The sequence below is a fragment of the Wolbachia endosymbiont (group B) of Chesias legatella genome (assembly GCF_964026945.1).
Taxonomy (GTDB): domain Bacteria; phylum Pseudomonadota; class Alphaproteobacteria; order Rickettsiales; family Anaplasmataceae; genus Wolbachia.
Window position 1 is genome coordinate 1,351,936 of sequence record NZ_OZ034711.1, and the last position, 26,440, is coordinate 1,378,375.

Sequence of the window (26,440 nt, forward strand, 5' to 3'; positions counted from 1 at the left end):
AAGTTATAGAGTGATATGTGTCGCTTTATAATTATATAGAACATTATTAAACAAAAGTTGACTTTTTCGGTTGTTGTGGTAATTCGTTAATTATGTCAGATATAAATAACAGTTCTACAATCTTTTTGCTGTCAAGTGCCGCTGCTCTGATTTTTGCATATGTGCTAGAGTATTTTTTCAATATGATACCGTGTAAGTTATGTATATACGAGCGAGTAGTTTACTATGTTGCAGGGTTACTTGCAGTTGCGTACATGTTCAAAGACAACAAAATTCTAATCTATGCAATGTTTTGCAGCTATCTCATTGGTGCAATAATATCTTTTTATCATATAGGTCTTGAACTTCACTTATTTCATGATGTTTTAGGCTGTACAGAGCAAGCAAGTGGCAACGTTAGCATAGAAGAGCTAAGAAATAATCTATTAAACCCTAATTACTCTCCATCTTGTGACAGGCCTCATTATATTTTTGGTGTTTCGTTAGCAACATGGAATCTTGTTTATCTTATAGTAGCTCTATTCTTATCAGGTAAAATGTATTGTGGAGAAAGAAATAAGGTACAACAGTAACTGGTATAGACGCTGTACTTGTTCGTTACTTGGTGCTGTCCGTAATTTAAAAATTTGGCAAGTCACACCCACTGATTCTTGCACAGCTGTACGAACATTATGGTTCAGCATGCCAGTGCCCTCTTTCTTGTCATCCGAGTAGCTGAAACTGGAAGTGCAGCTATCATCCAAATAACCTTTCATTGTTATGAAAGCAGCCTATTTCTTGTCATCCCAGTGCCCAGATACTGGGATTCAGTTTGTCCATAGTCTCACCAAAAACGTTGTATTTTAGCATAATTTTGTGCTCAATATGCTTATTTGTAGTAAAGATTTCAGCATCAAGTGCTGGCCTGAAGCTTTAGCTATAAATATTAATAAATTTACTAAGTAAAAAAAGGCAAAAGAATCCCTATATAGCGAGTTTTAATAATGTAAATTGATAATGTGCTAACAAGCGTGTTTTGGCTGAAGTAGAAAAAATTTAAAAAACATGTAGCCGCTATAATTTTTATGTAATCTGCCAATAAATATCTGAGTTTTGTTGTTAAACCCGCGGAGATTAAAAATAAGGATAAATACTCTTATTGATATAAGAAGAAAAGTGGGAAGGTTTGTCAAGCCGCTTCTATGCACCTGAGCATTGATCATACGGGTTCCATCTGTTATATATAGTCTTTTGCATACGAAGAAAACTGATGAATGAGTATGATATTACAGTTATAGGCAGCGGTCCTGGTGGTTATATAGCAGCAATTAGAGCGGCGCAGCTTGGACTTAAAACTGCAATTGTTGAAAAGGAGGAAAATTTGGGTGGTATATGCTTAAATTGGGGATGTATACCAACAAAATCGCTACTTAGAGCGTCTGAAGTTTATAGATTAATAAGAAGATCAGAAGAATTTGGCATAAAAGTAAAGGATACAAGTTTTGATATACAATCAATAGTGAAATATTCAAGGAACGTTGTTGATAAGCTATCAAGTGGTGTTGAGTATTTGATGAAAAAAAATAACATCAAAGTTCATCAAGGCTTTGGTAAACTTGCAGGTAACTATGTTGTAAAAATTCTTAATGATAAGAAGGAGGAGGAAATTTCTTCTAAGCATATCATTTTAGCAACAGGTGTAAGGGCAAGAAATCTTCCTGGAATCGAAGTAGATGGAGATTTAATATGGAATGCGCAGCACGCTATGACTCCAAAGAAGTTACCAAAATCTCTACTAATCATAGGTTCTGGTGCAATAGGAATAGAATTTGCAAGTTTTTATAGTACTTTGGGAGTTGATGTAACAATTATAGAAGTAAAAGACACTATTTTGCCGCTGGAAGATAAAGATATTTCAAATTTAGCACAAGAAATATTCACAAAACAAAGGATAAAAATATATACAAACAGTAGCGTAAAAGCTTTGACTAAAAATAAAGACTTTGCTCAAGTGTTACTAAGTAGTGGTGAGAGCAAAGAATTTGATAGGGTGATTGTTGCAGTTGGCGTGCAAGCAAACACTGAAAATATAGGTTTAGAAAATACAAAAATTAAGTTGAGTCCTTCTGGTTTCATTGAAACGAATGAGTGGTATGAAACAAGTGAATCAAGTGTGTATGCAATAGGTGATGTAGCTGGTCCCCCATGTTTAGCGCATAAAGCAAGTCATGAAGCTGTAATCTGTGTTGAGAAAATTGCCGGTAAAAATGCTCATAAGTTAAAAAAAGAGTGCATACCAAATTGCACTTACTCTCATCCGCAAGTAGCAAGCGTTGGCCTTACTGAGGAACAGGCAATAAAAAGTGGATACGATATAAAAGTAGGAAAATTTCACTCCAACTTTAATGGTAAATCTATTGCACTAAGTGAAACTGAAGGTTTAGTGAAAACAATTATAGACAAAAAAACAGGCGAACTTCTGGGTAGCCACATGATAGGTGCGGAAGTAACAGAGTTAATTAGCAATTTTGCTCTTGCAAAGCAACTAGAAGGAACAGACTTCGACATAAAATCTACGATTTTTCCTCATCCAACCATTTCAGAGATGATACATGAGTCAGTACTTGCTGCAGATGGTGAATCGCTGAATAGTTGAACTAACGTTCTATCGTTTTGGAGCTACAAGTATCCTGATTAGGCGATTCAATTCTAATAGATTGATTACCAATATCAGATTTTTCTAACTTTTCTTTTAACCCTTCAGCTGCTTCTTTCACTTCAAGCTTTTTTTCCCGATTAAGATCCTCTGGGCTTTTTCTTTTACTATCTAAACCTTGTTGTCTATCAATATTTTTATTGAGTTGTTCTTGTTGAGGTAGATCAACAACCGAATTGAAGAGAGCTTTTATTATGTTTTTTAATAAACCTCCTCTTCTGCTTTGTTCTTGAGGCTTGTTTTTTACGTTAGATTCTTTTTTACTGTCACTACTTTTAGGCATTTTTAACTCAACTATCATAAAGCTTGATAAAATTTTACATGCAAAGTATTAAAAAATAATTAACAATCTATTATCAAATTACTACTTACAGATGACTATTATTCTAGCAACAGGCGGTACAGGTGGACACATTTTTCCAGCTATAACCTTAGCAAGGGCACTAAAGGTACAAGGATACAATTGTATATTATTTACGGATCAAAAAACAATCAATGTAGAAAGTTATATTTTACCATTGTGCAAGCCAAGCGGCAACAAATTGAAGTTTCTCTTTTTGTTAATGTATAGTTGTGTATTAGCACTGTATCAAACAAGAAAATTAAAACCAAAGCTAATCATTGGTTTTGGTAGCTACGCCTCTTTTCCAACTCTTTTTGCAGCAAAGATTTTTTCTATACCTATAATTTTACATGAACAAAATATAGTTTTAGGGAGAGTAAATAGATTCTTTTTCAAGAGTGCAAAATTAATTGCAACTAGCTTTCCAGAGACTAAGTATGCAGAAGGTAGTAAATGCGTTTTTACAGGAAATTTTGTCGATATAGAAGTACAAGGCTATTCTAGAGCTGAAACAGTTTTAAACGTGTTAATAATAGCAGGCAGTCAGGGTGCAAATTTTTTTGATGATGTAGTGAGCAGCGTAATTTGTGATCTACCTGTTGAAGTAAAAGAGAGGATTAGAGTAACGCAGCAATGTACGAAGAAAAATATAAACAAGGTCAAGAGTCTATACAAAAATGAAGGAATTGATTGTGAGTTAAGTGAGTTTTTCGATGATATGGAAAATAAACTGGCCAATGCTCATTTGGTAATTAGCAGAGCAGGGGCAACTTCAATAGCAGAGATTACTCTTGCTGAGCGTCCTGCTGTATATATTCCTTATCCTCACTCAAAAGATAACCATCAATTTTATAATGCAAAACATATTGAAGATTCGGGAGCAGCTGTAATAGTTGAGCAAAATAGTAACGCGAAAAAGAATCTAGGAGAGTTGCTAGTTGATTTATTGCAAAATTGTCAAAAATTGCGTGATATGGCTAATAATACTAAGAAAACAAGAATAAGGAATGGAGTTACTGAATTTATTAAGGCAATAGCTCAAGAACTTAGTTGACGAATTGCTTTTTTTTCAAATGCATCCCATAGTTCTTTTTCTAGTGATTTACTATACAACTTATTGATATAAACTACTCCCGTAGGTGAGGTAGTATTAATTTCGAGCAGGAAGTCATCTATAATATCAATACCAACAAATATTAGCCCTCTTTTCTTTAGCTCAGGACCAATTTTATTACATATTTCAGTGTCTCTATCATTCATTTCAATAGATTCAAAACTTGCTCCAAGCCGCATATTTGTTCTAATTTCTCCGCTAGCTTTTGGAACTCGCTTCATTGCTCCTATTGGTTTACCATCTAGCAATAGTATCCTCTTGTCTCTGTCTATATTCTTGCAAAATGCTTGTGCAATTACAGGACATTCATATTTTGCAACCATGAGCTCTGCTACTACTTGAATACTATTTTTGTCCTGTATCCTTATTACGTCGTTTCCTCCATAGCTATATAATGGTTTTAAGATGATATCTTGATAGTTGTGGTAAAAATCTCTCATCATCGATATATTTTCAGTGATCAAAGTTGGAGGAATTAACTCTGGAAATAGTGAAGTAATTAATTTTTCAGGACAATTTCTTATCTCTGTTGGATTATTAATTATCAATGCACTGGTTTTTTCTAAAATATAGGTAGTTGTGATGTAACGCATATCAAAAGGTGGGTCCTGCCTGATAAATATGATATCAATTTCATTTAGGTTGATTACTACATCCTCTTTTGAAATGAAGCTACAATCATCAACGCTGACTTTCTGAGCAAGAGCGATTGGCTGATTTAACTTGAGTGCTAGATTATTAGGGACATAGACAAAAATTTCGTGCTTTCTCCTCTGAGCTTCTTTTATTAATGCAAATGTAGTATCACTTTCGAAGTTTATACTTTTATCCATTTGAAAAGCTACTTTCATTTATTCTTCCTTCTTATTACAATATACTATAGTACCATAAAAGTGTTATTAATGGAGCAAAGTATGGAATTAACAGTAGGAAATAATGCACCTGATTTTAGTTTGCCAACAGATTCTGGCGAGATTTTATCGCTGAGTGAATTTTTTGATAAAAAAAATGTAGTCCTTTATTTTTATCCTAAAGACGATACTCCAGGCTGTACAATGGAGGCAAAAGGCTTTAGAGACAAAATAGAAAATTTCTCTTCTCTTGACACAGTGATAATTGGTGTATCAAAAGATAGCGTTAAGTGCCACGCTAACTTCAAAGCAAAATATTCTCTGCCATTTTCTTTGATTTCTGATGAAAATGCTGAAATGTTGGGAAAATATGGTGTTTGGGTAGAGAAGAGCATGTTTTTTAAGAAGTATATGGGAATAGAGCGGACTACTTTTTTAATAGATAAAAAAGGTAAAGTAGTGAAGATTTGGAAAAACGTAAAAGTTAGTGGACATGTTGATGAGGTTCTAGAGGAAGTAAGGAGAATATAAATTAAAGAATGACTACCCATTGCTATATAAAAAAACTGAAATTATATAACTTTCGTAGTCATTCAAACTTTGAACTGGATTTAGATGATAGACCAGTTGTAGTAACTGGCAAAAATGGTATTGGGAAAACTAATATACTTGAAGCAATCTCATTGCTTGCTAAAAGCAACGGAATGAAAAAAGCAAAAGCAAATGAGATGCAAAATAGATTCAGTAATAAAGATTGGGCAGTACACTATGACTTTTTCAATGGAGCAGAGCTTAACTCAATTGGTATAGGAAAGAATCTTAATAAGAAATTAATACAAATTGATGGGAAAACGCAGTCAAGCTACTCATCTTTGTATAGAATATCTAATGTAATATGGCTAATTCCACAAATGGACTATATTCTTCTTAATTCTCCAAGCGACAGGTTAAAATTTTTAGACCGTATAGTTTCACTATTTGAAGAAAATTACACCTATTGCTACATGAAATATAGAAAAGCTAAACGTGAACGAAGTGAACTATTGAGAGAGAATATCTTGGATGAAAATTGGCTTTCTAGCCTTGAAAACGTCATGGCTACCAATGCAGTTGATATTTTACGTATGCGTTTGTCTGTTTTAAAAATACTACAGGGCACAATTGATAACCATTCTTGTGAGTTTTTTCCAAAGGCAAGTTTGAAATTTAGCAGTCAGCTAACTTTGAACGATACTGCAGAATATTTTCAGAATCGTCTAAAGGAAAACAGAGAAAAAGACTCATTAACTGGTAGAGTAACCTTTTCTGTACATAATGATAATTTTTGGGTTTTTTGCCAAAAAGGGGACATGCCAATAAATCTTTGTTCTACTGGAGAGCAAAAGCTATTACTGCTTTCTATCATCTTATCTAGTGTAAAAGCAAGGTGTATTCATTACAATAAAGCACCTCTTCTTCTGCTTGACGATATAATGTCGCATCTGGATAAAGATTACAGAAAGGTGTTAATGGAGGAGGTGTTAAGTATTCAATGTCAAACTTGGATAACCGATGTAAATCAAGATAATTTCAATAACTATCTTTGCTCTTTCAAGTTTTTTGAATTATCAAGTAAATAAATTTCAAGCGTGCTGTCATACATCAAGCTCATATTCGGTATGTAAATCTCTAATTAAAGCCTCAGCGTGTTTTTTTTGAACAACTATACTGATCTTGATTTCGGACATTGTGACAGCAAGTATTTCTATCTTTTTTTCGCTTAAAACCTTGAGTGTGCGGTACATCACTTCAGTGTTAGACATAACACCAATACCAATTATTGAAATTTTAGCTATATTATTGTTTACGACATAATTTTCATTTTTGTTAAATAACTTTGTCATTAAATCAACATCAAATTTAGAAATCAAAAAGCTTGACCCATGTATCATGTCAATTTTAACGTTTGCTCCTGCTATATCTCTTAAAGTATCCAGAGTATTTGCAAAGTTAGTAAAAGTTACAAGAGCTTCGTGAGTGCTATAAGTTATTCCAGTAATTAAGTATCTTTCCAGTACATCTTTTTCGTGTAGTACTGTAGTGCCTTCTACTTCCTCAAAAGTGGATAACACCTGCACCTTAATATTATGCTTCATTGCAAGTTGTACTGAACGATTATGCAATATTTTAGCACCAGATGACGACATCTCCAATATTTCATTGTAAGAGATAGATTTAAGCTTGCGTGCCCTTGGAACAATTTTTGGGTCTGCTGTATATATTCCGTCAATATCAGTAAAAATTTCACAAGTCCTAATACCAAAGACTACAGCAAAGGCAATTGCTGAGATATCAGATCCTCCTCTACCAAAAGTAGTGATTCTATCATCGTGTATACCCTGAAAACCAGCAATGATTGCAGCAGTATAACCCTCAGCAAAAGATCTTTTTACATGGTCAATTTTTATCTTTTTTATTTTAGACTCAGAATAAAAATTATCCGTTACAATTGGTAACTGCCAGGCGAGCCATGATTTAGCATTAACTCCGATAGATTGAAGAGTGATAGCTAATAATGCGCAAGAGATCTGTTCTCCTGCTGAAAGGAGAACATCATACTCTGATAACTCTTGTCTACAATTTAAATTTGAAATTTGCCTAGCTTGAAAAGCCATTTGGTCAGTGAATCCTGCAGCAGCAGATACAACAGCGATTACATTACAACCTTTCTCAATATCATTTTTTATCAGGTTTGCAACTCGATTTAAGTCAGTTAGTGAAGTCCCACCAAATTTTTTTATGATTATTTTGTTCATAGTTACAATAAGGTCAATTTTTCACCTTTCTAGAGAGTACAGTTGCTTAATTAAATGTGTTTTTTCTGGTCACTAATTAAAGTGATATAGGGCTATTCATCTTTATCATTACCAAGTTCTTTTAACATACTGTAGTTGCCTTTTCTAAATTTACCTTTTAAAGATGTAACTCCACTTTCGCTAATTCCACTTAAACTTAATGCTGCTCCACCTAGCTGCAATCCAATTTCAGATGTTTCGGGAATAATTTTACTAGCCCCTAGATCTTTATAAACCTCCACATTATTCAAATCTGGCAAACGTATTATAATATTTACATGCGGAAAATTTGCTGCAACTAGAGAAACTATTTTCTTTATAGTAACTTCGTTCTTTATCGAAACCACAAGAGCTTGAGCTCTTTCTATTCCTACTGATTTTAAAATTTCATATCTTGTAGCATCTCCAAGATATATAGGAAAACTGTCATTTTTTCCTTCTTTTACTATTTTTGATTGAATATCTACAACAACATAACTTAAATGCTCCGCAGTAAGCATTTTCGTTACCATATATCCCACTCTACCAAACCCGGCAACTATTACGTGGTTATAAAGATCTTGTGTGTCTGTTTCGATTGCTTCATCGTCTAGTATTATTTTTTCAGTGCTAAATGAATTTGCTATCCAGTCTCCAATTCCCGATAAAAGAGGAGTAAAAGCCATAGTTACTGTAGTTACCATCATAAGCACTTGAGCGATTTCACTTGATAGTACATCTAATTCATCTGCTAAACGGAATAAAATAAATGCAAATTCACCGCCTTGTGCAAGCAGTAATCCAGCTTGTATTGCAGGTGCACTTCTAAATCCAAAAAATCTACACAATGTATATATAATGGACGTCTTTAAAACGATAAGGATAATTGATAATAAAGTAACGAGTGGTAACTTATTGAGTAAAAGGTCAATATCAATAGACATGCCAACAGTCATAAAGAATAAACCAAGAAATAAGTCTTTAAATGGCAATACTGCATGTTCTACCGAATTCCTGTGTTCTGTTTCTGCAACTAGTAACCCAGCAACAAATGCGCCTAATGCCATTGATAAATGAAATTGTTCAGTAATAAATGCTGATCCTAATATTATCAGAAGTGTTGTTGATATAAAGATTTCATTACTCTCCATTTTGGCAATAACCGAAAACAATGGCCTCAGTAATAACCTACCAGTTACAAATATCAACACCAATGCAATAGCTGCTTGCACTAATGAGCCTGCCAACGAGCTTATTAAGCTGTGTTCAGAATTGCCAGTAAGCAGGGGCACTAGTACTATTAGAGGTACCACTGCAAAGTCCTGCATTAGTAGCACTGCTATTGACAATCTGCCAACTTGGCTTGCTTGAGAACCCTTTTCTTGCAGAACCTGCAACACTATTGCTGTTGAGGATAGTGCAAGTCCACCCCCAATAACTGCTGCCATGTTTGTACTCACTCCAAAGGCAAGAGCAATACACCATATTGCTATCATGGTAACTATAACTTGAAGGGAACCAAATCCAAACACATGCCTACGCATAGCGATAAGGCGTTCAAATGTCAATTCAAGACCTATAATGAACAATAGGAAAACTACGCCAAACTCTGCAAAGTTATCCATTACTTCAACTGAATGTATCAGATTAAATCCATGAGAACCAATCAATGCGCCTGCAACGAAGTAACCAAGCACTGGGCTAATATTCATTTTCCAAAACGCTATGACTATGAACACAGCAGCTGAAAGTAAGATTATAATATCAAACAAATGCTGAGAGCTGCTGTGCATGATATTTACCCTGTAGAATTAGACCACTTGATTGAGCAACCAATACTTGATTTTTGGTCAATTGGAGGATTGCTAGTTTTTGCAATAAATTTCATCGCTTGAAATAAATCACTACTTCCTATTTCATAATTTTGAACTTTCTCTTTTTTTGCATTGTTAAAACGTCCACGATAACGAAGTTTTAAATCAGCGTTAAACCCAAAGAAATCAGGGGTACAAACAGCACCATACTCTTTAGCTACTTCTTGGTTACTGTCAATTAAATATGGAAATGTAAACTTATTTTTCTCGGCAAAATTAATCATGTTTTCAAAGGAGTCTTCTGGGTACTTATTCACATCATTTGGCATGATTGCAACAGTGTTTACCTGATAATCTTTTTTCAACAAATTAACATCGCTTACTAGATTGCTAATAATTGATTGAACGTAAGGACAGTGATTGCATATAAACATTACAATAAGACCATTTTCCCCATAGCAGTCACTTAATGTATAATATTTGTTATCCACTCCCAAGAGATTGAAATTCTTTGCAGTAAAGTCTAAATCTATCTTAGGAGTGTCTAGCGTAACCATAGCTCATAGAGAATTGTATACCGTATATAATTTATGATCTTATTGCTTAAATGTCAAATGGTTTCTATGTACACTGTTTGCATTTAGCATTGTAATTATAAAATTTATGTTCATAACCTTCGAAGGAATAGATGGTTCTGGTAAAACAACACAGTCTGAGTTACTTGCAAATTATTTCAAGCAAATTCACGGTGAAAATAATGTCGTATTGACTAGAGAACCAGGTGGTACTGATTTTGCAGAAAAAATAAGAGGATCACTACTTAAGGATAATATTGATCCCATCTCTGAACTTTTATTACTTACCTCAATGAGATATGAACATATGAAAGAATTAATACTACCAGCTCTTAAAGAGGGAAAGACAGTTATTTGTGATCGATTTATCGATTCAACTATTGCGTATCAAGGATATGGGCTCGGTGTTGACTTAAGGCTAATAAAAGACTTACACAAATTAGTGGGCATTAAATATCCAGATGTCACATTTATTCTAAATATTGATGTTCAAGTTGGGCTCAGCAGAGCAAAGGATAAAAATAAATATGAAGAGATGGACGTTGATTTTTATAATAAAGTTCGAAAAGGATTTCAAGAAATAGCTGAAAAAGAACCCAACAGGTGCAGTGTTATTACTGAAATTGAAACAAAAAGTGACAATCACATACACAATGAAATTATTGATAAAATTACTATTGCAAGGGCTTAGGTATACTTATTGAACTTTTGCTAATTTAAACATTCACTATATTAACTTGTGGTAAAAAATTATCAATTTTAGGTGACGTTATTTCATATGAAAGATTCTCTTTTTGATTAGCTAAAAAACTTTGTATTTCATCTTTAGGTTTTTCACTTATTGTTCTATATGTTCTTGCGCAATTAATTAGCTCATTTCTACTATTCTTATTGCTTACTTCAGTTATGGTAAAAAATTGATCAAAGTGATTTAACAGATCCTCGTCTTTTATCGAGGATGCAACGCTATCAATTTCTCTTACATATAAAGCAAGTTTGTGCGCTTTGATACGATCCTCAAAACAAAAGTATGTTACAAAACTTATTTTTTGTGGTATCTCTTGTTTTTGCTAGCAAAGATTCGATCTCGTCTTGGCAACGCATTCTCTTAACTGACTCAGCAGATACCTAGAACATTTTCTACTACAGACTTTTTCTCACAATCAAAAAGAAACGTATAATATCCCATAGACAGAGTCAAGAGAAGGAATATAGCTGGAAGCAAGAATGGAGCAAGTACATTTTGCGATCCAGGAAAGATAAACCAGATAGCAGTTGCTGCTGATACAGCTAAAAATAACCCTGACATAACGAGTTTATTTTTCTTCTGTATCCGTTATCAATAACCGTATTTACGCCAATAAAAGCCACATCAACCATTGCTCATACCTCACTAAAAGTAATATTAGCTTAATAATAGCATTGTTGTGATAAGAAATCAATATTATGAATATTTTAATTAATTTATAAAATCATCCAACCAAATAGAAAAAAGGCAAAAGAAGTCCCGAATAGCGAGTTTTAATAATTTAAATTGATAATGTACTAACAAGCGTGATTTGGCTAAATGTAGAAAAAATAAAAAAGACATGCAGCCACTATAATTTAATGTAATTTGCCAATAAATGTCTGAGTTTTTTACTGAATTTTGTTGTTGAGCCCAAAAACAAGGATAAATACTCTTATTGATATGATAAGAGACTGGTAAAGTTTGTCAAGTGATTCTTCTATCCGAAATCACAATGTTTGTACAGTTGAAAGATGGTTGCGGGAGTAGGATTTGAACCTACGACCTTCAGGTTATGAGCCTGACGAGCTACCGAGCTGCTCCATCCCGCGTCGTTGCTTATTTATTATTATATGCGTAATAATAATAAATAAAAGAATAAAATCACACTATTACATATATTTATATATCTATTAACCTTTCTTAACATGATAGTAAATTATATACATAACAATCTGTGCAATGAAAAATATAACTTGATATTGTGGTTCCCTGTTTTTCAGTGTGCAGGAATTTTAACCTATTTCTCATTAAATTTTGAACCAAGCTGTGCTTTCACTATATCTATTTTTCTCTTGCTTTCACCTATACTAATTCTGATTGCAATATTATACAGGAAATACGCAATATTATGCATTTCTTTAATTGCAGTGCTCATAGGATTTACAGCCAGCAAATTCAGAACAGATTCAGTTAATACTCACATTCTTGATAAGGAAAGGTATGTGAAAGATATTGTTGCTACAGTGAAGGATATTAATAACAAGGGCTCGTATGAGCAATTTTTGCTTTATGAAATAAAAAACACGAAGTTTAAGTTAGATAGCATCAGAATATCAGTTAGAACCAAAGCGGAAGAAGGCATTAAAATAGGGGATCAAGTAAAATTATCAGCAAAACTCTTTCCTCCAAAAATTGCGCCTTCGGAATATGCATATGATTTTGCAAGAATAGCATATTATCAGAAAATAAATGCCACAGGCTTTGCAACAAGCAAAATAGTCCTGTACAAAAAGGCTGAAGCAAGAAAATTTCAAGAGTATATAGAATCTTTCCGTCAATATATCTATGAAAACCTACAGCAAAATACCAAAAAGCCACACGCGGACATAATCTCTGCATTATTAATTGGCAAAAAAGACGGGATAGATCAAAAAACTATGAATGCAATACGAGACTCAGGTATAGCACATTTATTCGCTATATCTGGTTTACATTTATCGTTTGTTGCTGGTCTATTTTTTATAATATTCCGTAATTTATTTGCAATATCTGAAACTTTGACTCTTAAATATAACACTAAAAAAATATCTGCATTCTTTACTATCTTGCCAACCACGTTTTATCTATTGATCACTGGTATGCAAATTTCCGCTCAGCGCGCGTATATTATGGTAATTTTAGTACTTGTTGCAATAATGATAGAGAGAAAATATCGAGGATTAATAGCAATTGCGTTTGCTGCTTCGGTGATACTCATAGTGGAGCCAGAAGCAATCTTAAAGCCAGGTTTTCAAATGTCATTTTCTGCTGTCTTAGCACTGGTTGCCAGCTATCAGATCAATGCCAACAAATTTTTAAAAATAATAAAATATTTTGTGTCGATAATGATCAGCTCAATAATAGCAAGTTTAGCAACGGTTCCGTACACAATATACAACTTTAATTATTTTTCAATCAGCGGCATTATCACAAATTTAGTTGCTATACCAATAGTTACACTCATTATTATTCCACTTGGAATAATCTATGTTTTATTGATTCCTTTAGGTACTCAGTGGATTATAACGCCTCTCATGGAACGCCCAATTGACAGCGTTTTATATATAACAAATGCAATAGCTAATCTTCAGTATCTGGTTATTCCTATTCGCACTTTTCCTGCATCATCGATCATTATAATAACGCTTGGGTTATTGTGGCTGTGCCTGTGGGAAAGGAATTGGCGTTTCTTTGGAATTTTCTTTATTCTGCTAGGTATTTTCTCTAGCGCTATGTATAGAACTCCTGATATTCTAGTCAGTGCTGATAATCTTGCTGTAAAAGAAGGTGACAATTTACTATATTCTCTTACTAGAAAAAACAGAAATTTTGTTGTCAAAACGTGGGCAAAGCAAAACGGGCAGAATCAAATTGTGAATCATACTAAATTCAGTAATTCAAACAAAAGGCTAAAATGTAATGATTATGGCTGTATATATAATAAAGGAAATAATAAGTCAGTGTTGCTAGCTCACAAAAGAGAAGATATTTTAGAAAATTGTAACAATGTCGATCTAGTAATTCAGCTAAGCAAATTCAATCACCCAGCTTGCAATACTAAAATCATCAAGTATTCTGATTTAGAAGTATATGGTACACATTCTATTTGGCTAACAAATAGTGGCGTAAACGTTAGTAAAGTGCGTTCTAATCGTCCTTGGCATAAGCCAAAAACTTGTTTTTAAAGTATCATTTATATATAATTACTTAATTAGGATGTAAGGAAATTTATGCCTTTAGATACAACAAATCCTTTCAATGTTAAAGTAGATCATAATTTTGCCAAAATAGATGATGCTATTGGTTTTTTTCCTAGGTTATGGCGTGCAACAAAGAAATATTCTGTAAGTAACACTCTACCCATAGCGATTGTAAATATTTGGCTTCAATTTTCTTTGGCTTATGTAGCTGCAATAATAATAACCCATAATGATCTAAGGTTTATTACAGATATTTTTAACCCAACATTCATGCCAATTTACACTTTGGTTTCTATTATTCTTTTAACAACTTTTGTAGCCTCTTCTGCTATGAGATATATGCATAAGCAGGAGATAAAAGAAGGAGAAAAGTTGATAGAGGAATTAATAAATAATAAAATTAGAGGTGGCAAAGACAACGAGATGAGTGAAATCGCTGAAAATGCTCTGAAAATAGAGATAAAACCAAATTTAAGTCTTATAGATTCCAAAAAAGCAAACTTTTCAATAGTTTTGCCAATTTCTGAAAATCAGAAAAAAATATTAGATAATCAAATACAAGAGAATAAAAATAAGGCCATTTTTCTTACCATACCATATGTAATTAGTGCTGTAATTATAGTTGGTGCGTTAATACAAAATAGATTGAGCTTTGCCAATATTCAGGCTTTGGAATGGGTTCCAGTTGTACTGGCTAGTATCATTGCTATCGTTGGAATATGTATAACATTCAGCAAGCTAAAAACCAATGAGATAAACAATAATCATAATATTGTTAAAAAATTTAATAATTTAGATATTCTCTTTCCATGCAGAAGAGGTGGTTTTGTATCGGTAATGGAAAAAAAGACAAAAGATGAGGAAGAAAATGATCCAATATCTCGATTAATAAAATTACTAGATAAGCACTTGACTAATTTTACAGATAAAATTGTTGACTCATTTGATAAGCGCTTAGATGAAGCTAAAGATCTACTTGATAGCAAACTTCTAAAACCTGCAAATGATGAAATTCAAGAAACACTTGTTCATCTACAAGGAATTAGAGGAGACATCAAAAAAGATTTAGATAAGTTGCGTAAGGAAATGATGGTCATTTTAAGCGAAGCTAAAGAGCTGGCAAAAAGAACAAATTCACTAAAAATTGAAAGCATTTTTTCTAGTTTAGAGAATACTATTAAAATCGCTGAAGATAAGGTTGAGCGATTTGAACCAAGCAGATTAGTTGGCTTTTTTCAATCTGGAGAAAGAACAATTAGCGATGATCGTGAGTTCATAGATACATTGGAAAAACAAAAAGAAGAAGCGGAAAAGATAAAGAACGAATTAGAAGAAGAACTAAAAAAAGTAAAAGATGAGCTAGCAGAATTAAAGAATAAACAGACTCAATCAAATGAACCTAATAGCAGTGAAGGCAGTATTACTGCTACTTCTCTTGAAAAACAGCGAGATGAAGAGAAAAAAGCAATAGAAAAACATAGATTATTAAAATCAAAAAAAAGGATGAAAGAGCTGGAGCAAGAAAATGCAAAATTGGAAAAAGAATTATCTGAACAAGAAAAAATGGATGAATGGAGAAAAAAAGTTAACGGTAAAGCAAGTGACTTTCTATATTATTTATTAGAGTCTATTAAGCTAGAAGAAAAAGATAAAAAAGAAGAAAAGAGGGAGTTAACGCTACGGGATTTTGATAATAAAATAATAATTTACTGGAAAGATGGCTCTCAAACAATTTGCCATATTAAAAAACAAGACGGCCTTCAAATTCAACCTAGTACAAAAGTTGATTTTGTGAATCCAGATGTTCATGCAGCATTCAAAGTAGCTTGCGCAGGGTAGTGACCATAGATATAACCTTAAATGTTAATAGTGACGAAAAAAAATTAAGGCTAGATACTTACATAGCTAAAAAGTGTAACATATCACGCAGTAAAGCACAAAGATTGATACAAGATGAGCGGGTAACATTACTTGGCACGCCGATAATTAATAATGACCACATAGTAAAACCAGGTGAAGAGTATATAGTACATCTCGTTCAACCTGACATATCCACATCAATTGAACCTAACTATAATATAAAGCTTGATATCATCTACGAAGATGGGGACATTATAGTTCTGAGTAAACAAAGTAGATTAACAGTACACCCAGGTGCTGGAACAAACAATGATACACTCCTGAATGCAGTGATCGCTCACCTTGGCAAAATTCCATATATAAATACAAGACCAGGAATTGTTCACAGGCTTGATAAAGATACTAGTGGACTCATGGTAATTGCAAAAAATGAACAATCCCACAGCTTCTTGTCTGAACTGCTATCAAATCGTAAAATAAAACGGGAATACTTAGCAGTAATTTGGGGAGCATTACCTAATCTGCAAGGAACAGTAAAAACCCATATTGCTCCAAAACGCAGTAATAAAGAAATGATGTGTGTCACAAAAACAGCAGGTAAATTAGCAATCACTCATTATTCAGTGAAGAAAATTATAGGGCAAGCAAGCCTGGTTAAATGTACTTTAGAGACAGGCAGAACACACCAAATTCGAGTACACATGAGCCACATAGGACATTCTGTAGTTGGTGATCAAGTTTACGGAAAAAATAGTAGTAAAAGTGAAAAACATGCTAAAAACTCTGACTTTATCCGTAATTTCAATAGACAGGCACTACATGCTCACACGCTAGGCTTATATCATCCAAAAAGTAAAGAATATATAGAATTTGTTTCTGATTTACCACAAGACATGCAAGTCTTAATCGGTGAATTTGAAAATATATCTTAACAACATTCATATCAATATTATCATCCATGTTATCAAGAAGTTAATTAATGAGAGAAAAACTGCTGCACTACCTAGATCTTTCACTTTTTTTGAAAGTATATGTTGTTCACTGGAAATACGCTCAATTATTGTTTCAAAAGCAGTGTTAATAATTTCTACAATTAACACCAAAAATAGGCTACTTACCATTACTGCACGTTCTAAATTACTTACATCTAAAACAAACAAAGTTGAAACACATATTATAAAAAGCAGTAACTCCTGTCTGAACGCAACTTCTGATACAAAAGCTGATTTTATTCCTTCACAAGAATATTGAATTGCCTTTACTAGACGAATAATACTTTTCTTCATTATCAATTTTGGAAACTCAATGAATTATACTTATTGCACTCAGGTAAAAAATGCATGAAAGCACCTTTCAGTAATGATTACTTGCAAAGCAGTCTATAAGTACAAAGATTTTTATAGTCAAAATCTAGCATATTGTTTGAATCAAGAGAATTAGTACAAAGCATTTCAACGAGCAACCAAATTCTCAAGGCAATTATATATCGACAACCATAATAAAATCTCTTTAATTGAATTTCTAACTCACTTGAACTTGCTACGTTACAAAATTCTCATTGAAGTAGAGTAATATTAGTTTTAATATTTAAACGTTTTGTACTTGCTGTAATGATTTCACTTCCAAAGTGCTATTCTTTACATACTGAATTGCAAGCACTAACGCTTTACTTCCAGAAGCTGTGGTGCTGTAAGCTATATTTTGCAAAATAGCAGTTCTGCGAATATCTTTGCTATCTGAAACTGACTTTACACCTTTTGAGGTATTGATCACTAGGTTTATTTTTCCATCTTTGAGCATATCAACTATGTGGGGTCTGCCTTCTCTCACTTTATTTACAGCTTTTGCAGCAATGCCGTTATTGTTCAGATACGAAGCTGTACCTTTAGTTGCATATATTTCAAAGCCCAGTTCTTTCAACATTCGTGCAACAGGCAATATATACTCTTTATCATCATCTTTTACTGAAACCAGAGCTGTTCCTTCTGTTGGTAACTTGTATCCTGCAGCCATGTGCACTTTTGCAAGTGCAGCTTCGAAAGATGAGTCAATTCCCATTACTTCTCCTGTTGATTTCATTTCAGGACCAAGTAAAGTATCAACTCCTGCAAAGCGGGTAAATGGAAAAACAGCAGCTTTAACTGCAAAATGATTGAAAGGCTTGTTTTCCTGATTCAATTTTTTACCCAAAATAACCTGAGTGGCAAGCTTTGCAATAGGAATGTTGATCACCTTGGAAATAAAAGGAACGGTTCGACTAGCTCGTAAATTTACTTCAAGTATGTATACATCACTCTCTTGAACAGCAAACTGAATGTTTATCAGACCTTTCACTTTTAATGCTAATGCTATTCTCTCAGTTTGGAGCTCGATCTCTTTTATTACTTCGTCACTCAATGTATTTGTCGGTATTGAACATGTTGAATCGCCAGAGTGGATACCAGCTTCTTCAATATGCTCCATAACCGCTGCAATGAAAACTCTTTCCCCATCACATACAGCATCAACGTCAACCTCAACTGCATTGACTAAAAATTTATCAAGAAGCAGCGAACCATGCTCAAAAATTTTAGTGTGATTCAGGACGTACTCTTTGAAGCTATCAATATCATGCAAAATTGACATAGACTGACCACCAAGGACATAGGATGGCCTCACTAATAATGGAAACCCCACCTTTTTTGCGTTGATTAACGCTTCTTCCACTGAATGACAGATAGAATTTTCAGGTTGTTTTAAATTAAGTTGCAAAGCAAGATTTTTAAATCTCATGCGATCTTCTGCAAGGTCAATAGAATCAAAAGATGTACCCAAGATATTAAAACCTCTTTCGTTCAGCACTTTGGCTAATTTTAAAGGCGTTTGACCACCTATTTGAACTATTACACCAACTAGTGTGCCATTTTCTTGCTCTTTACTTAGTATTTCAAGCACATCCTCTGCAATGAGTGGTGCAAAATATAAACGATCAGCGGTATCATAATCAGTTGAAACGGTTTCGGGATTGCAGTTAATCATTATTGTTTCGTATCCCATTTCTTTGGTGGCAGAAACTGCATGAACGCATGCATAATCAAACTCAATACCTTGACCAATGCGATTTGGACCACTTCCTAAAATGACAACCTTTTCTCGGTCAGAAATGTCCGCTTCGCATTCTGTCCTCTTTGTAATGTCTCCCTCATAACATCCATACATATAAGCAGTACTCGATTCAAATTCAGCTGCACAGGTATCTACACGTTTATAAACTGGATTAACACCAAATTTTTTCCTCATTGCTTCAATTTGCTCTGATGTCATTCCAGTGCGTGACACTGGAATCCACCTATTTTTTTCTTGGATCCCAGCTGGGATGACAGAGGTAGGTCTATTACTTAACTTTGCGAGCCTTGCATCTGAGAAGCCCATTTTTTTCAGCTCTAATATTTCATATGCAGTTTCAGGAAGGCCGTTTTCCTTGATTTTTTGTTCAGCTAATATAATTTGCTGTATATTTTGCAAAAACCATAAATCATAACCTGTAATCGAATTTATTTCTTCTATGCTAATTCCGTGGCGCATTGCGTCAGCAGCAATCAGTAATCTGTTTTGCAGCAATTTTGCTAATTGAGATCTAATGTGATCAATATCAGTATTTTCAGGAAATACTTCATCAAGTCCCGTTAGCCCTGTTTCAAGTGAGCGAAAAGCTTTCTGTAGTGACTCATTAAAAGTGCGGCCGATTGACATCACTTCTCCCACCGATTTCATGGAAGTTGATAATTCACAATTCGTCCCTTTAAATTTTTCAAACTCAAATCGAGGAATTTTAGTGACGATATAATCAATCACTGGTTCGAATGCAGCAGGTATAACTGGAGCGCAATCATTACGTATCTCATCGAGTGAATAGCCGATAGCAAGTTTAGTTACAACTTTTGCAATAGGATAACCTGTTGCTTTTGAAGCAAGTGCAGAAGAGCGAGAAACCCTTGGATTCATTTCAATCACAACGAGGCTTCCATCTTCTTTAGGATTCACTGCAAACTGAACATTTGCACCACCGGCACTAACATCAATTTCTCTTAGCACTGCTATAGATGCATTTCTCATCTGTTGGTATTCTACGTCACGCAGAGTCAGAGCAGGAGCAACTGTGATACTATCTCCGGTATGCACTCCCATTGGATCAATATTTTCTATTGAACACACTATTATACAGTTATCCTTACAGTCACGGATAACTTCCATTTCATATTCTTTCCAGCCGATAATTGATTCATCTATCTGAACTTCGTTTATTGGTGAAATTTTCAGAGCACTTTCTGCGATATTGAAAAATTCCTCTTTATTGTATGCTATGCCACTACCTGCGCCACCAAGAGTGAATGATGAACGGATGATTGCTGGTAATCCAATGTAATCCAAAGCCTTTTTTATTTGTTCTTGATTTTTTATAATGATACTTTTTGGGTATTTTAGCCCTATTTTATCCATGGATTGGCGAAATAATTCTCTATCTTCCGCTTTTTTTATTGCTTCTCTATTTACCCCTATTAATTCTACGTTGTATTTGTCTAACACTCCATCATCTGCAAGTTTTATTGCACAGTTCAGTGCTGTTTGCCCGCCCATTGTTGGTAATATTGCATCTGGCCTCTCCTTAATTATAATTTTTTCTATGATTTCAGGCAGTACCGGCTCAATATAAGTTGCATCAGAGAATTCAGGATCTGTCATTATAGTTGCGGGGTTGGAGTTAACCAAAATGACTTTATAACCTTCACTTTTTAATACTTTACAGCTTTGCGTTCCAGAATAATCAAACTCGCATGCCTGACCTATGACTATTGGGCCTGCTCCTATTACTAATATAGATTCTATATCTGTGCGTTTTGGCATAATTATAATAACAGTCTCGACTCAAATAATGTTACCAATCTTTCCTGCATATGTGAATTTTTATTAAACCTAACTGCTGTTAGGCTTGACGCATAACTGTACGAACATTGCAATTTGCGTGGCAGATTCCAGTGCTTGACACACAGCTGTACAAACATTCATTTTTGAAGGTAAATTGCACAGCAAATGATGTCATTCAAGTAGCTGACACTGGTTCCTTTATGACGGCAGTGCCCAGAGGTGTCATCCCAGTCTGGGATCCAGAAAACTTAACTTTAAATAAGTGGCCGCACAATAAAGACTAGATTCCAGACTGGAATGACACCATAGAGGCACTGGGATGACATCCTTCCTAGTGGACTCAAATCACAATGTTCATACAGTTGTGGGCTTAACGGTATCTTTGCAGATACTATGGTAATTTACTCGGTAGATTTGCTAAGTGGCAAGATTTGTCCTGATATACTGCAGTCATCAGAAGCCAACTCTACGAATTTATTTGTTAACTTCTCAGGCGATACTAATTCAGATATATCTTTTCCCGAAAATGCTTGCTTATACATCTCACTATCGATAGGCTCTTCCGAATACACGGCATTTATGCATAAGTTCGTATGCTTTGTCTCAGATGCATATATCTTCACCATTACTTCTAGTGCAGCCTTACTTGCAGCATATGGTACCCAATATGGATAAGAGGAAGGAGAAAGTGTTATCTCTGAGGTCATGAATATCGCTCTTCCAGCATTAGACTTTTTTAGTATTGGACCCAAATTTTTTAGCAAGTACCAACTGGCAGTAAAATTTGTATTCATTACGTTCTGTAGATCTTCAAGCTCACAATCATGAACAGAGCTCAACTTACCTAAAATTTCAGTGCATGTAATCAGTATATCAAGTGTTCCAGATTCTGATAATTTTGGGCTTTCTATCATATTTGCCAGTTTTTCTACGTTTTCAAAGTCTAAAAGATCAAGCTGAATTAGTTTCACAGAGCCTTCTTTAAGCTCTTCAATTTCGTTATACAATGGCTTGAGATTATCAAGAGATCTGGAAATCAGAATTACACATGCACCTTCTTTTACAAATCTTTTTGCAACAGAAGAACCTATTTCACCTGAAGCTCCGGTAATTAAAGCTATTTTACCTTCTAAGTCACCCATTTCTTTCTCCTTAGCAAGATCTATTGAAATATTTTAGCTGAAAATTAAATTTTGCTCCATATATAAAAATTAAACTTAGCACATAAAAAAATAGTAACGATACTACCACACCACCTAAGCTTCCATATATCAAATTCAGTTGGTCAAAGGAAGCTTTTAAATATTGCTTGAAAGCTGAAGCAGAGATCGTCCAAAGAATAACAGCCACACAAGATCCGGGAAATACGTCTGATAAGTTTTGTTTTATGTTTGGCAATGTGAAATATAGCCAAGATACTATAGTAAAAAGCACAAACTCAATAAGTAAATATCTAGTATAACTTAGCCCTTGGTAAGAAAAATCAATTAACATTGGCACTAATGTAAAAAATACTATAGTCAGAGTTGTAACAAGCGTAATTACTAAAAATTGTAATATACTGAGCACCCTTCTCCATATATAAGGCGATGAAACCGGAACTTTATAGGCCTTATTCAATATCGTTCTAAATCCTTCAATTGTCGATGAGGCAGTCCAAACAGCTCCTACAATTGCCAAGGTTAATAAGCTTTGCGGAGGGCCTGATATTATCTCCCTAATACGTGGCATCAAAGATGATAAAATATCCTGTGGCATGTTATCAATAATAAATGCCCAGCCGACATTGTATTGATCTAAGAAATTTGCGAACGTTGATGCCATGGCTATTAAAACAATAAGAAAAGGAAATATTGATAACAGGATTAAAAATGATAGATACCCTGCATGCTCCACTCCATCATTATAAATTGTGTCAATTAAAGCACGATAAAGGCAATAAACGATACTATAAAATTTCTGTAGCACTTGTAATATAAATAAACTAAGAAAAGTATTCTAAATGAAATAAAGCATACTTTTAAGCAAAAAATCCTCACCGTTTACTTAAATTTAATCAAAATGATAGATAATCCAGCGTTAAATACGGAGGCATAATGAAAAATTTTCTTCTACTTGTAGCTTTAATTCTTTCCTTTGCATTTGATAATGCTTTTGCTGCTGCTGTTACTGATGATGCAACAACCAATACAATATGCAAAATAGTAGGCTATACTCACGGTATAGGCGGGCCTATGATTACAATAGTGATAATAGGTGCAGCTTTGCTTGCGATATTTGGCAGAATGCCGTGGCCGGCGCTCTTTGCACTCGGTGCATTTACTGCTGTGTTTTTTGGTGCACCTGTAGTTGTTTCAAAAATAGTACCAGGTGGTGTGATCTGTAAAGATGGTGCAACTGCTTGCCCTGATGGTAAAAGATGGGATGCAACAAAAAATACATGCGTATAATAAGCATTAAAGCTTCAAAACATTAGCAAATGGTGCTTCTTAAAGAAGCACCATGACTGTACGAACTTGTGACTTAAGCCACCATAAAGGTGTTATTCGAGTAGTCCCTCCCTTGTCATCCCAGTGCGTGACACTGGGATGGCTTTGTTGCATCACTCAAGTAAAAAGAGCTAGCAGTTACTGACAAAATTCACTATAAGACAAGCATTTAACCTACGAAAGAAAAATATGTCACAAAAAATGAGAGTCAGTAACTGCCATGAATATAACAAATTTCTCCAAGAGAGGGGAAATATTTTTCATTATATCAACTACGCCATTGAAAATTGGCACGAAAATAGACCAAAAGTAGCAGGTGGGAACAATATTTACAGCGATAAAGTTGTGATTTTGGTTCATATAATAACTTATATATTTAGAATTGGCTTGAGACAAACTGTGGGGTTTATAAAAGGATATCTGGAGCAAATAGGAAAAATTTTGCAAGTTATCAGCTATTCACAAGCATCAAAAAAAACTCAATATTAAGATTAATGACTGCAGAGTTAACAAAAACGATATGAAGGATATTGAAATTGCCATAGATAGTACAGTTATCAGCATCTACAATAATATTCCGGGCCATAGTAAAGCAAATGGTACAGACAGAAAGTATCGCCGCTATGAGCAAACAAGAAAGCTACATGTAATGCTGGAGATAGGTAGCAAAAAAGTTATAGCTGCAAAATACAGTAGTGGAGTTTATTCCGACCACTTGCGATTTGCTGGAAAAATTTGATGTTAAATATGCTATAAAAGCACTATATGCAGATAGTGCATATGATAGAAAAAAGCTCTATAAGCTGTGTAATCAATATGGCATAAAAACGAAAATCCCTCCGAAAAATAATGCAGTAGAGCATCCAAAGTTAGACTATATGGCTGAGAGAAATTCTGCAATCAAGCTCATAAAGTCATATGATGAAGATGATATAAAGAAATGGAAAAAAGAGATAAATTATGGGAAGAGATCTTATATAGAAAGTTTTTTCTCGCGACTGAAGCAAACATTTGGGTTTAGTTTTAGGAACAAATCTGAGGTTAATCGTGAGAGAGAACTGCTACTCAAGTGTTATTTACTTAACAAATTTACTGAAATCGGCATGGCTAAATTTGAGATAGCTTCATGAATTTATTGTATGTTACCTACTATCCGAAGAGCTATGCAACAAAGCCCACTGGGATCCAGGAAATTTGATTGGATATTAAGTTTATGAGCATAGAAGCAGTTAATTGTATGTTAAAACACAACATTTTTGATGAGGCTGTATTAAGAGATGGATCCCAGCGTCAGCTACTCGGATGACACCATTTGCTACGCAATTTACTTTCAAAAATGAATGCTAGTACAGCTGTGTGTCAGCTACTTACATAACACCTCTCGAAAATTACTTTAGCTACAAATATTAAAAAATTTACCAAGCAAAAAAAAGCAAAAAAGTCCCCGTGTAACGAGTTTTAATAATTTAAATTGATAATGTGCTAACAAGCGTGATTTGGCTGAATGTAGAAAAAATTTAAAAAGCCGCTATAATTTTTATGTAATTTGCCAATAAATATTTGAGTTTTTTACTGATTTTTTGATTGAGCCTGCAGGTCAAAAATAAGGATAAATACTCTTATTATCATGGCAAGGGAGTTGGGGGAATTTGTAAAGTAATCTTTTTCGTTTGTATTCCCTTATGCTTGAGATAACTGCATGCAGGTTCATGGATCTCTTTACTCTTTAATTTCGATGAATTCCCTTTGAAGTTGAATATTGAAAATTAACTGGAGAATTGTGAATTACTTTGTATATGTGATAACAAGCCATGGCGCTCTCAGCAAAGCCATTTAGTATCAATTTTAGTTTGCCTGGATAAGTAGCTATATCTCCGATTGCATATATTCTATCTCTACTGGTTCTAAGTGTAGCTGGGTCGACAGTTATGCGGCCATGTTCTAACTCTATACCCCAACTGTTTATTGGCCCAAGATTCATTGACAATCCAAAAAATGGCAGCAAAAAATCAGCGGATATTTCTTTTTCTTCCTTAGAGGCAATGTTTTTTACTATCACTGCGCTCAATTGCCCATCACCTCCTGCTAGTTTGTGTAATTGATATGGCACTACCAGTTCTATCTTTCCATTATTTTCAAGTGATTCTAATTTATTTCTAGTTTCAGGAGTGCAGCGAAATTCCTTTCTTCTATGTATCACATAAATTTTCTTTGCAACTTTAGAAAGTTCTACAGTCCAATCAGCTGCAGAATCCCCCCCCCCTGCAATGACTATAGTTTTGTCCTGAAAATCAGAAATTTTATTTACATTATAAAATACAGATTTATTTTCATATTCTAATATACCACTTAAGGGTGGACGGTTAGGTTCAAACATTCCGTTACCTGCAGCAATGATAACGGCTTTGCATTTTACCTCTGTACCTATGTTCGTTATGATAGTAAAGTTTTCACCTTCGTTATTTGAAATCTTTTCCACTTTTTGACTTAAATGGTAAACAGGCTCAAACGGTGAAGCTTGCTCCATTAGTCGCTCAATTAATTTTTGGGCAGTAATTACAGGATAACCAGGTATATCATATATTGGCTTTTCTGAGTAAAGAGCTGTGCATTGTCCTCCTGCTTGATCCAAAACATCTATTACATGACATCTCATATTAAGCATTCCCGCTTGAAAAGCAGTGAATATTCCAACAGGCCCTGCACCTATTATTACGATATCGGTTTCCATATTCAGATGGTGATCTATTTATAGATATTAGCTTTCTTTGCTAACAAGGTCAATTTACAAAGTTTTAAAAGATGTAGCTAAATTGGATAAGATTTACAGCGTTACGAACCATCTAAATAAGCTCTAAAAATTAACTAACATTTTAAATCTGAGAAGTAAGTGCGGACGGAATGGGATTCGAACCCATGGTACGTTTCCGTACGTCAGTTTTCAAGACTGGTGCCTTAAACCGCTCGGCCATCCGTCCACCTCTTTTTTACCACAATATTTAATTTCAAGCA

Annotated in this window: 24 protein-coding genes and 2 tRNA genes; 13 read left to right on the plus strand and 13 right to left on the minus strand. The window is 34.2% G+C overall.

Features of this window, described 5'->3' with window-relative positions; translation table 11 throughout:
• Window positions 1–92 precede the first annotated feature (92 nt).
• Window positions 93–572 carry a disulfide bond formation protein B gene (locus AAGD65_RS06355; RefSeq protein ID WP_264682509.1) on the plus strand — a complete coding sequence of 160 codons (480 nt, stop codon included), beginning with the start codon at window positions 93–95 and terminating at the stop codon, window positions 570–572.
• A gap of 677 nt (window positions 573–1,249) precedes the next feature.
• Window positions 1,250–2,635, plus strand: coding sequence for a dihydrolipoyl dehydrogenase (gene lpdA, locus AAGD65_RS06360; protein ID WP_264682508.1), 1,386 nt, complete (start codon window positions 1,250–1,252; stop codon window positions 2,633–2,635).
• Window position 2,636: 1 nt separating this feature from the next.
• Here the strand turns inward: lpdA and AAGD65_RS06365 are convergent, their stop codons facing one another.
• On the minus strand, window positions 2,637–2,996 hold the full coding sequence (locus tag AAGD65_RS06365) for a hypothetical protein (protein ID WP_264682507.1): 360 nt from the start codon (window positions 2,994–2,996) through the stop codon (window positions 2,637–2,639).
• A gap of 73 nt (window positions 2,997–3,069) precedes the next feature.
• On the opposite strand from AAGD65_RS06365, the gene murG reads away from it, so the two are divergent.
• On the plus strand, window positions 3,070–4,092 hold the full coding sequence (gene murG, locus AAGD65_RS06370; RefSeq protein ID WP_264682506.1) for an undecaprenyldiphospho-muramoylpentapeptide beta-N-acetylglucosaminyltransferase: 1,023 nt from the start codon (window positions 3,070–3,072) through the stop codon (window positions 4,090–4,092).
• Here murG and gshB read toward each other — a convergent pair.
• Window positions 4,077–5,003 carry a glutathione synthase gene (gshB, locus tag AAGD65_RS06375; RefSeq protein WP_264682504.1) on the minus strand — a complete coding sequence of 309 codons (927 nt, stop codon included), beginning with the start codon at window positions 5,001–5,003 and terminating at the stop codon, window positions 4,077–4,079. The two genes, murG and gshB, sit on opposite strands and share 16 nt — an antisense overlap.
• Window positions 5,004–5,066: 63 nt before the next feature.
• On the opposite strand from gshB, the gene bcp reads away from it, so the two are divergent.
• Both bcp and recF read left to right on the plus strand, forming a co-directional pair.
• A complete protein-coding gene (gene bcp, locus AAGD65_RS06380; protein ID WP_264682501.1) occupies window positions 5,067–5,534 on the plus strand; it encodes a thioredoxin-dependent thiol peroxidase in 468 nt (155 codons plus the stop codon).
• A gap of 8 nt (window positions 5,535–5,542) precedes the next feature.
• Window positions 5,543–6,622 (plus strand): DNA replication/repair protein RecF, encoded by a 1,080-nt coding sequence (gene recF / locus AAGD65_RS06385; protein ID WP_264682499.1) that lies wholly within the window; start codon window positions 5,543–5,545, stop codon window positions 6,620–6,622.
• A 15-nt stretch (window positions 6,623–6,637) separates the two neighbouring features.
• Here the strand turns inward: recF and AAGD65_RS06390 are convergent, their stop codons facing one another.
• The 3 genes from AAGD65_RS06390 to AAGD65_RS06400 form a co-directional block, all read right to left on the minus strand.
• The gene (locus AAGD65_RS06390; protein ID WP_264682497.1) at window positions 6,638–7,798 is read right to left on the minus strand and encodes an aspartate kinase; all 1,161 of its coding nucleotides are present in this window, start codon (window positions 7,796–7,798) and stop codon (window positions 6,638–6,640) included.
• Between the two features lie 92 nt (window positions 7,799–7,890).
• On the minus strand, window positions 7,891–9,609 hold the full coding sequence (locus tag AAGD65_RS06395) for a monovalent cation:proton antiporter-2 (CPA2) family protein (protein WP_264682495.1): 1,719 nt from the start codon (window positions 9,607–9,609) through the stop codon (window positions 7,891–7,893).
• A 5-nt stretch (window positions 9,610–9,614) separates the two neighbouring features.
• Complete coding sequence (locus AAGD65_RS06400) at window positions 9,615–10,187, minus strand: thioredoxin family protein (protein ID WP_052264880.1); 573 nt, start codon at window positions 10,185–10,187, stop codon at window positions 9,615–9,617.
• Window positions 10,188–10,293: 106 nt separating this feature from the next.
• Here AAGD65_RS06400 and tmk point away from each other — a divergent pair, with 106 nt between their 5' ends.
• Window positions 10,294–10,896, plus strand: coding sequence for a dTMP kinase (gene tmk / locus AAGD65_RS06405; RefSeq protein WP_264682490.1), 603 nt, complete (start codon window positions 10,294–10,296; stop codon window positions 10,894–10,896).
• A gap of 426 nt (window positions 10,897–11,322) precedes the next feature.
• On the opposite strand, the gene AAGD65_RS06410 is transcribed toward tmk, so the two are convergent.
• Window positions 11,323–11,514, minus strand: a complete 192-nt coding sequence (locus tag AAGD65_RS06410) for a hypothetical protein (protein ID WP_341810921.1) — start codon at window positions 11,512–11,514, stop codon at window positions 11,323–11,325.
• 453 nt (window positions 11,515–11,967) lie between these two features.
• Window positions 11,968–12,044, minus strand: a tRNA-Met gene (locus AAGD65_RS06415).
• Window positions 12,045–12,140: 96 nt separating this feature from the next.
• Here AAGD65_RS06415 and AAGD65_RS06420 point away from each other — a divergent pair.
• Genes AAGD65_RS06420 through AAGD65_RS06430 form a run of 3 tightly spaced genes read left to right on the plus strand, consistent with a single transcriptional unit; the run spans window position 12,141 to window position 16,966 of the window.
• On the plus strand, window positions 12,141–14,159 hold the full coding sequence (locus AAGD65_RS06420; protein WP_264682488.1) for a ComEC/Rec2 family competence protein: 2,019 nt from the start codon (window positions 12,141–12,143) through the stop codon (window positions 14,157–14,159).
• Window positions 14,160–14,204: 45 nt separating this feature from the next.
• Window positions 14,205–16,013 (plus strand): coiled-coil domain-containing protein, encoded by a 1,809-nt coding sequence (locus AAGD65_RS06425; protein ID WP_264682486.1) that lies wholly within the window; start codon window positions 14,205–14,207, stop codon window positions 16,011–16,013.
• Window positions 16,013–16,966 (plus strand): RluA family pseudouridine synthase, encoded by a 954-nt coding sequence (locus AAGD65_RS06430; RefSeq protein WP_395460862.1) that lies wholly within the window; start codon window positions 16,013–16,015, stop codon window positions 16,964–16,966. Before AAGD65_RS06425 ends, AAGD65_RS06430 begins: the two co-directional genes overlap by 1 nt.
• 6 nt (window positions 16,967–16,972) lie before the next feature.
• On the opposite strand, the gene AAGD65_RS06435 is transcribed toward AAGD65_RS06430, so the two are convergent.
• From AAGD65_RS06435 to AAGD65_RS06450, 4 genes are all read right to left on the minus strand, one after another.
• The gene (locus tag AAGD65_RS06435) at window positions 16,973–17,320 is read right to left on the minus strand and encodes a diacylglycerol kinase (RefSeq protein ID WP_264682484.1); all 348 of its coding nucleotides are present in this window, start codon (window positions 17,318–17,320) and stop codon (window positions 16,973–16,975) included.
• Window positions 17,321–17,621: 301 nt separating this feature from the next.
• Complete coding sequence (gene carB, locus AAGD65_RS06440; RefSeq protein WP_264682481.1) at window positions 17,622–20,918, minus strand: carbamoyl-phosphate synthase large subunit; 3,297 nt, start codon at window positions 20,916–20,918, stop codon at window positions 17,622–17,624.
• Between the two features lie 422 nt (window positions 20,919–21,340).
• Window positions 21,341–22,081, minus strand: a complete 741-nt coding sequence (locus AAGD65_RS06445) for an SDR family oxidoreductase (RefSeq protein ID WP_264682479.1) — start codon at window positions 22,079–22,081, stop codon at window positions 21,341–21,343.
• Window positions 22,082–22,091: 10 nt separating this feature from the next.
• Window positions 22,092–22,907 carry a YihY/virulence factor BrkB family protein gene (locus AAGD65_RS06450; protein ID WP_264682477.1) on the minus strand — a complete coding sequence of 272 codons (816 nt, stop codon included), beginning with the start codon at window positions 22,905–22,907 and terminating at the stop codon, window positions 22,092–22,094.
• A 128-nt stretch (window positions 22,908–23,035) separates the two neighbouring features.
• Here AAGD65_RS06450 and AAGD65_RS06455 point away from each other — a divergent pair, with 128 nt between their 5' ends.
• From AAGD65_RS06455 to AAGD65_RS06470, 4 genes are all read left to right on the plus strand, one after another.
• Complete coding sequence (locus AAGD65_RS06455) at window positions 23,036–23,389, plus strand: TrbC/VirB2 family protein (RefSeq protein ID WP_214303143.1); 354 nt, start codon at window positions 23,036–23,038, stop codon at window positions 23,387–23,389.
• A gap of 228 nt (window positions 23,390–23,617) precedes the next feature.
• Window positions 23,618–23,917 carry a transposase gene (locus tag AAGD65_RS06460; protein WP_264682471.1) on the plus strand — a complete coding sequence of 100 codons (300 nt, stop codon included), beginning with the start codon at window positions 23,618–23,620 and terminating at the stop codon, window positions 23,915–23,917.
• A 31-nt stretch (window positions 23,918–23,948) separates the two neighbouring features.
• Window positions 23,949–24,167 carry a hypothetical protein gene (locus AAGD65_RS06465; protein ID WP_264682469.1) on the plus strand — a complete coding sequence of 73 codons (219 nt, stop codon included), beginning with the start codon at window positions 23,949–23,951 and terminating at the stop codon, window positions 24,165–24,167.
• Window positions 24,124–24,558 (plus strand): transposase, encoded by a 435-nt coding sequence (locus AAGD65_RS06470; protein ID WP_341810922.1) that lies wholly within the window; start codon window positions 24,124–24,126, stop codon window positions 24,556–24,558. Before AAGD65_RS06465 ends, AAGD65_RS06470 begins: the two co-directional genes overlap by 44 nt.
• 596 nt (window positions 24,559–25,154) lie before the next feature.
• On the opposite strand, the gene AAGD65_RS06475 is transcribed toward AAGD65_RS06470, so the two are convergent.
• Both AAGD65_RS06475 and AAGD65_RS06480 read right to left on the minus strand, forming a co-directional pair.
• Entirely contained in the window at window positions 25,155–26,159 is a 1,005-nt protein-coding gene (locus AAGD65_RS06475) for an NAD(P)/FAD-dependent oxidoreductase (protein WP_264682707.1), read from the minus strand.
• A gap of 162 nt (window positions 26,160–26,321) precedes the next feature.
• Window positions 26,322–26,406 (minus strand) — tRNA-Ser (locus AAGD65_RS06480).
• Window positions 26,407–26,440: the final 34 nt, after the last annotated feature.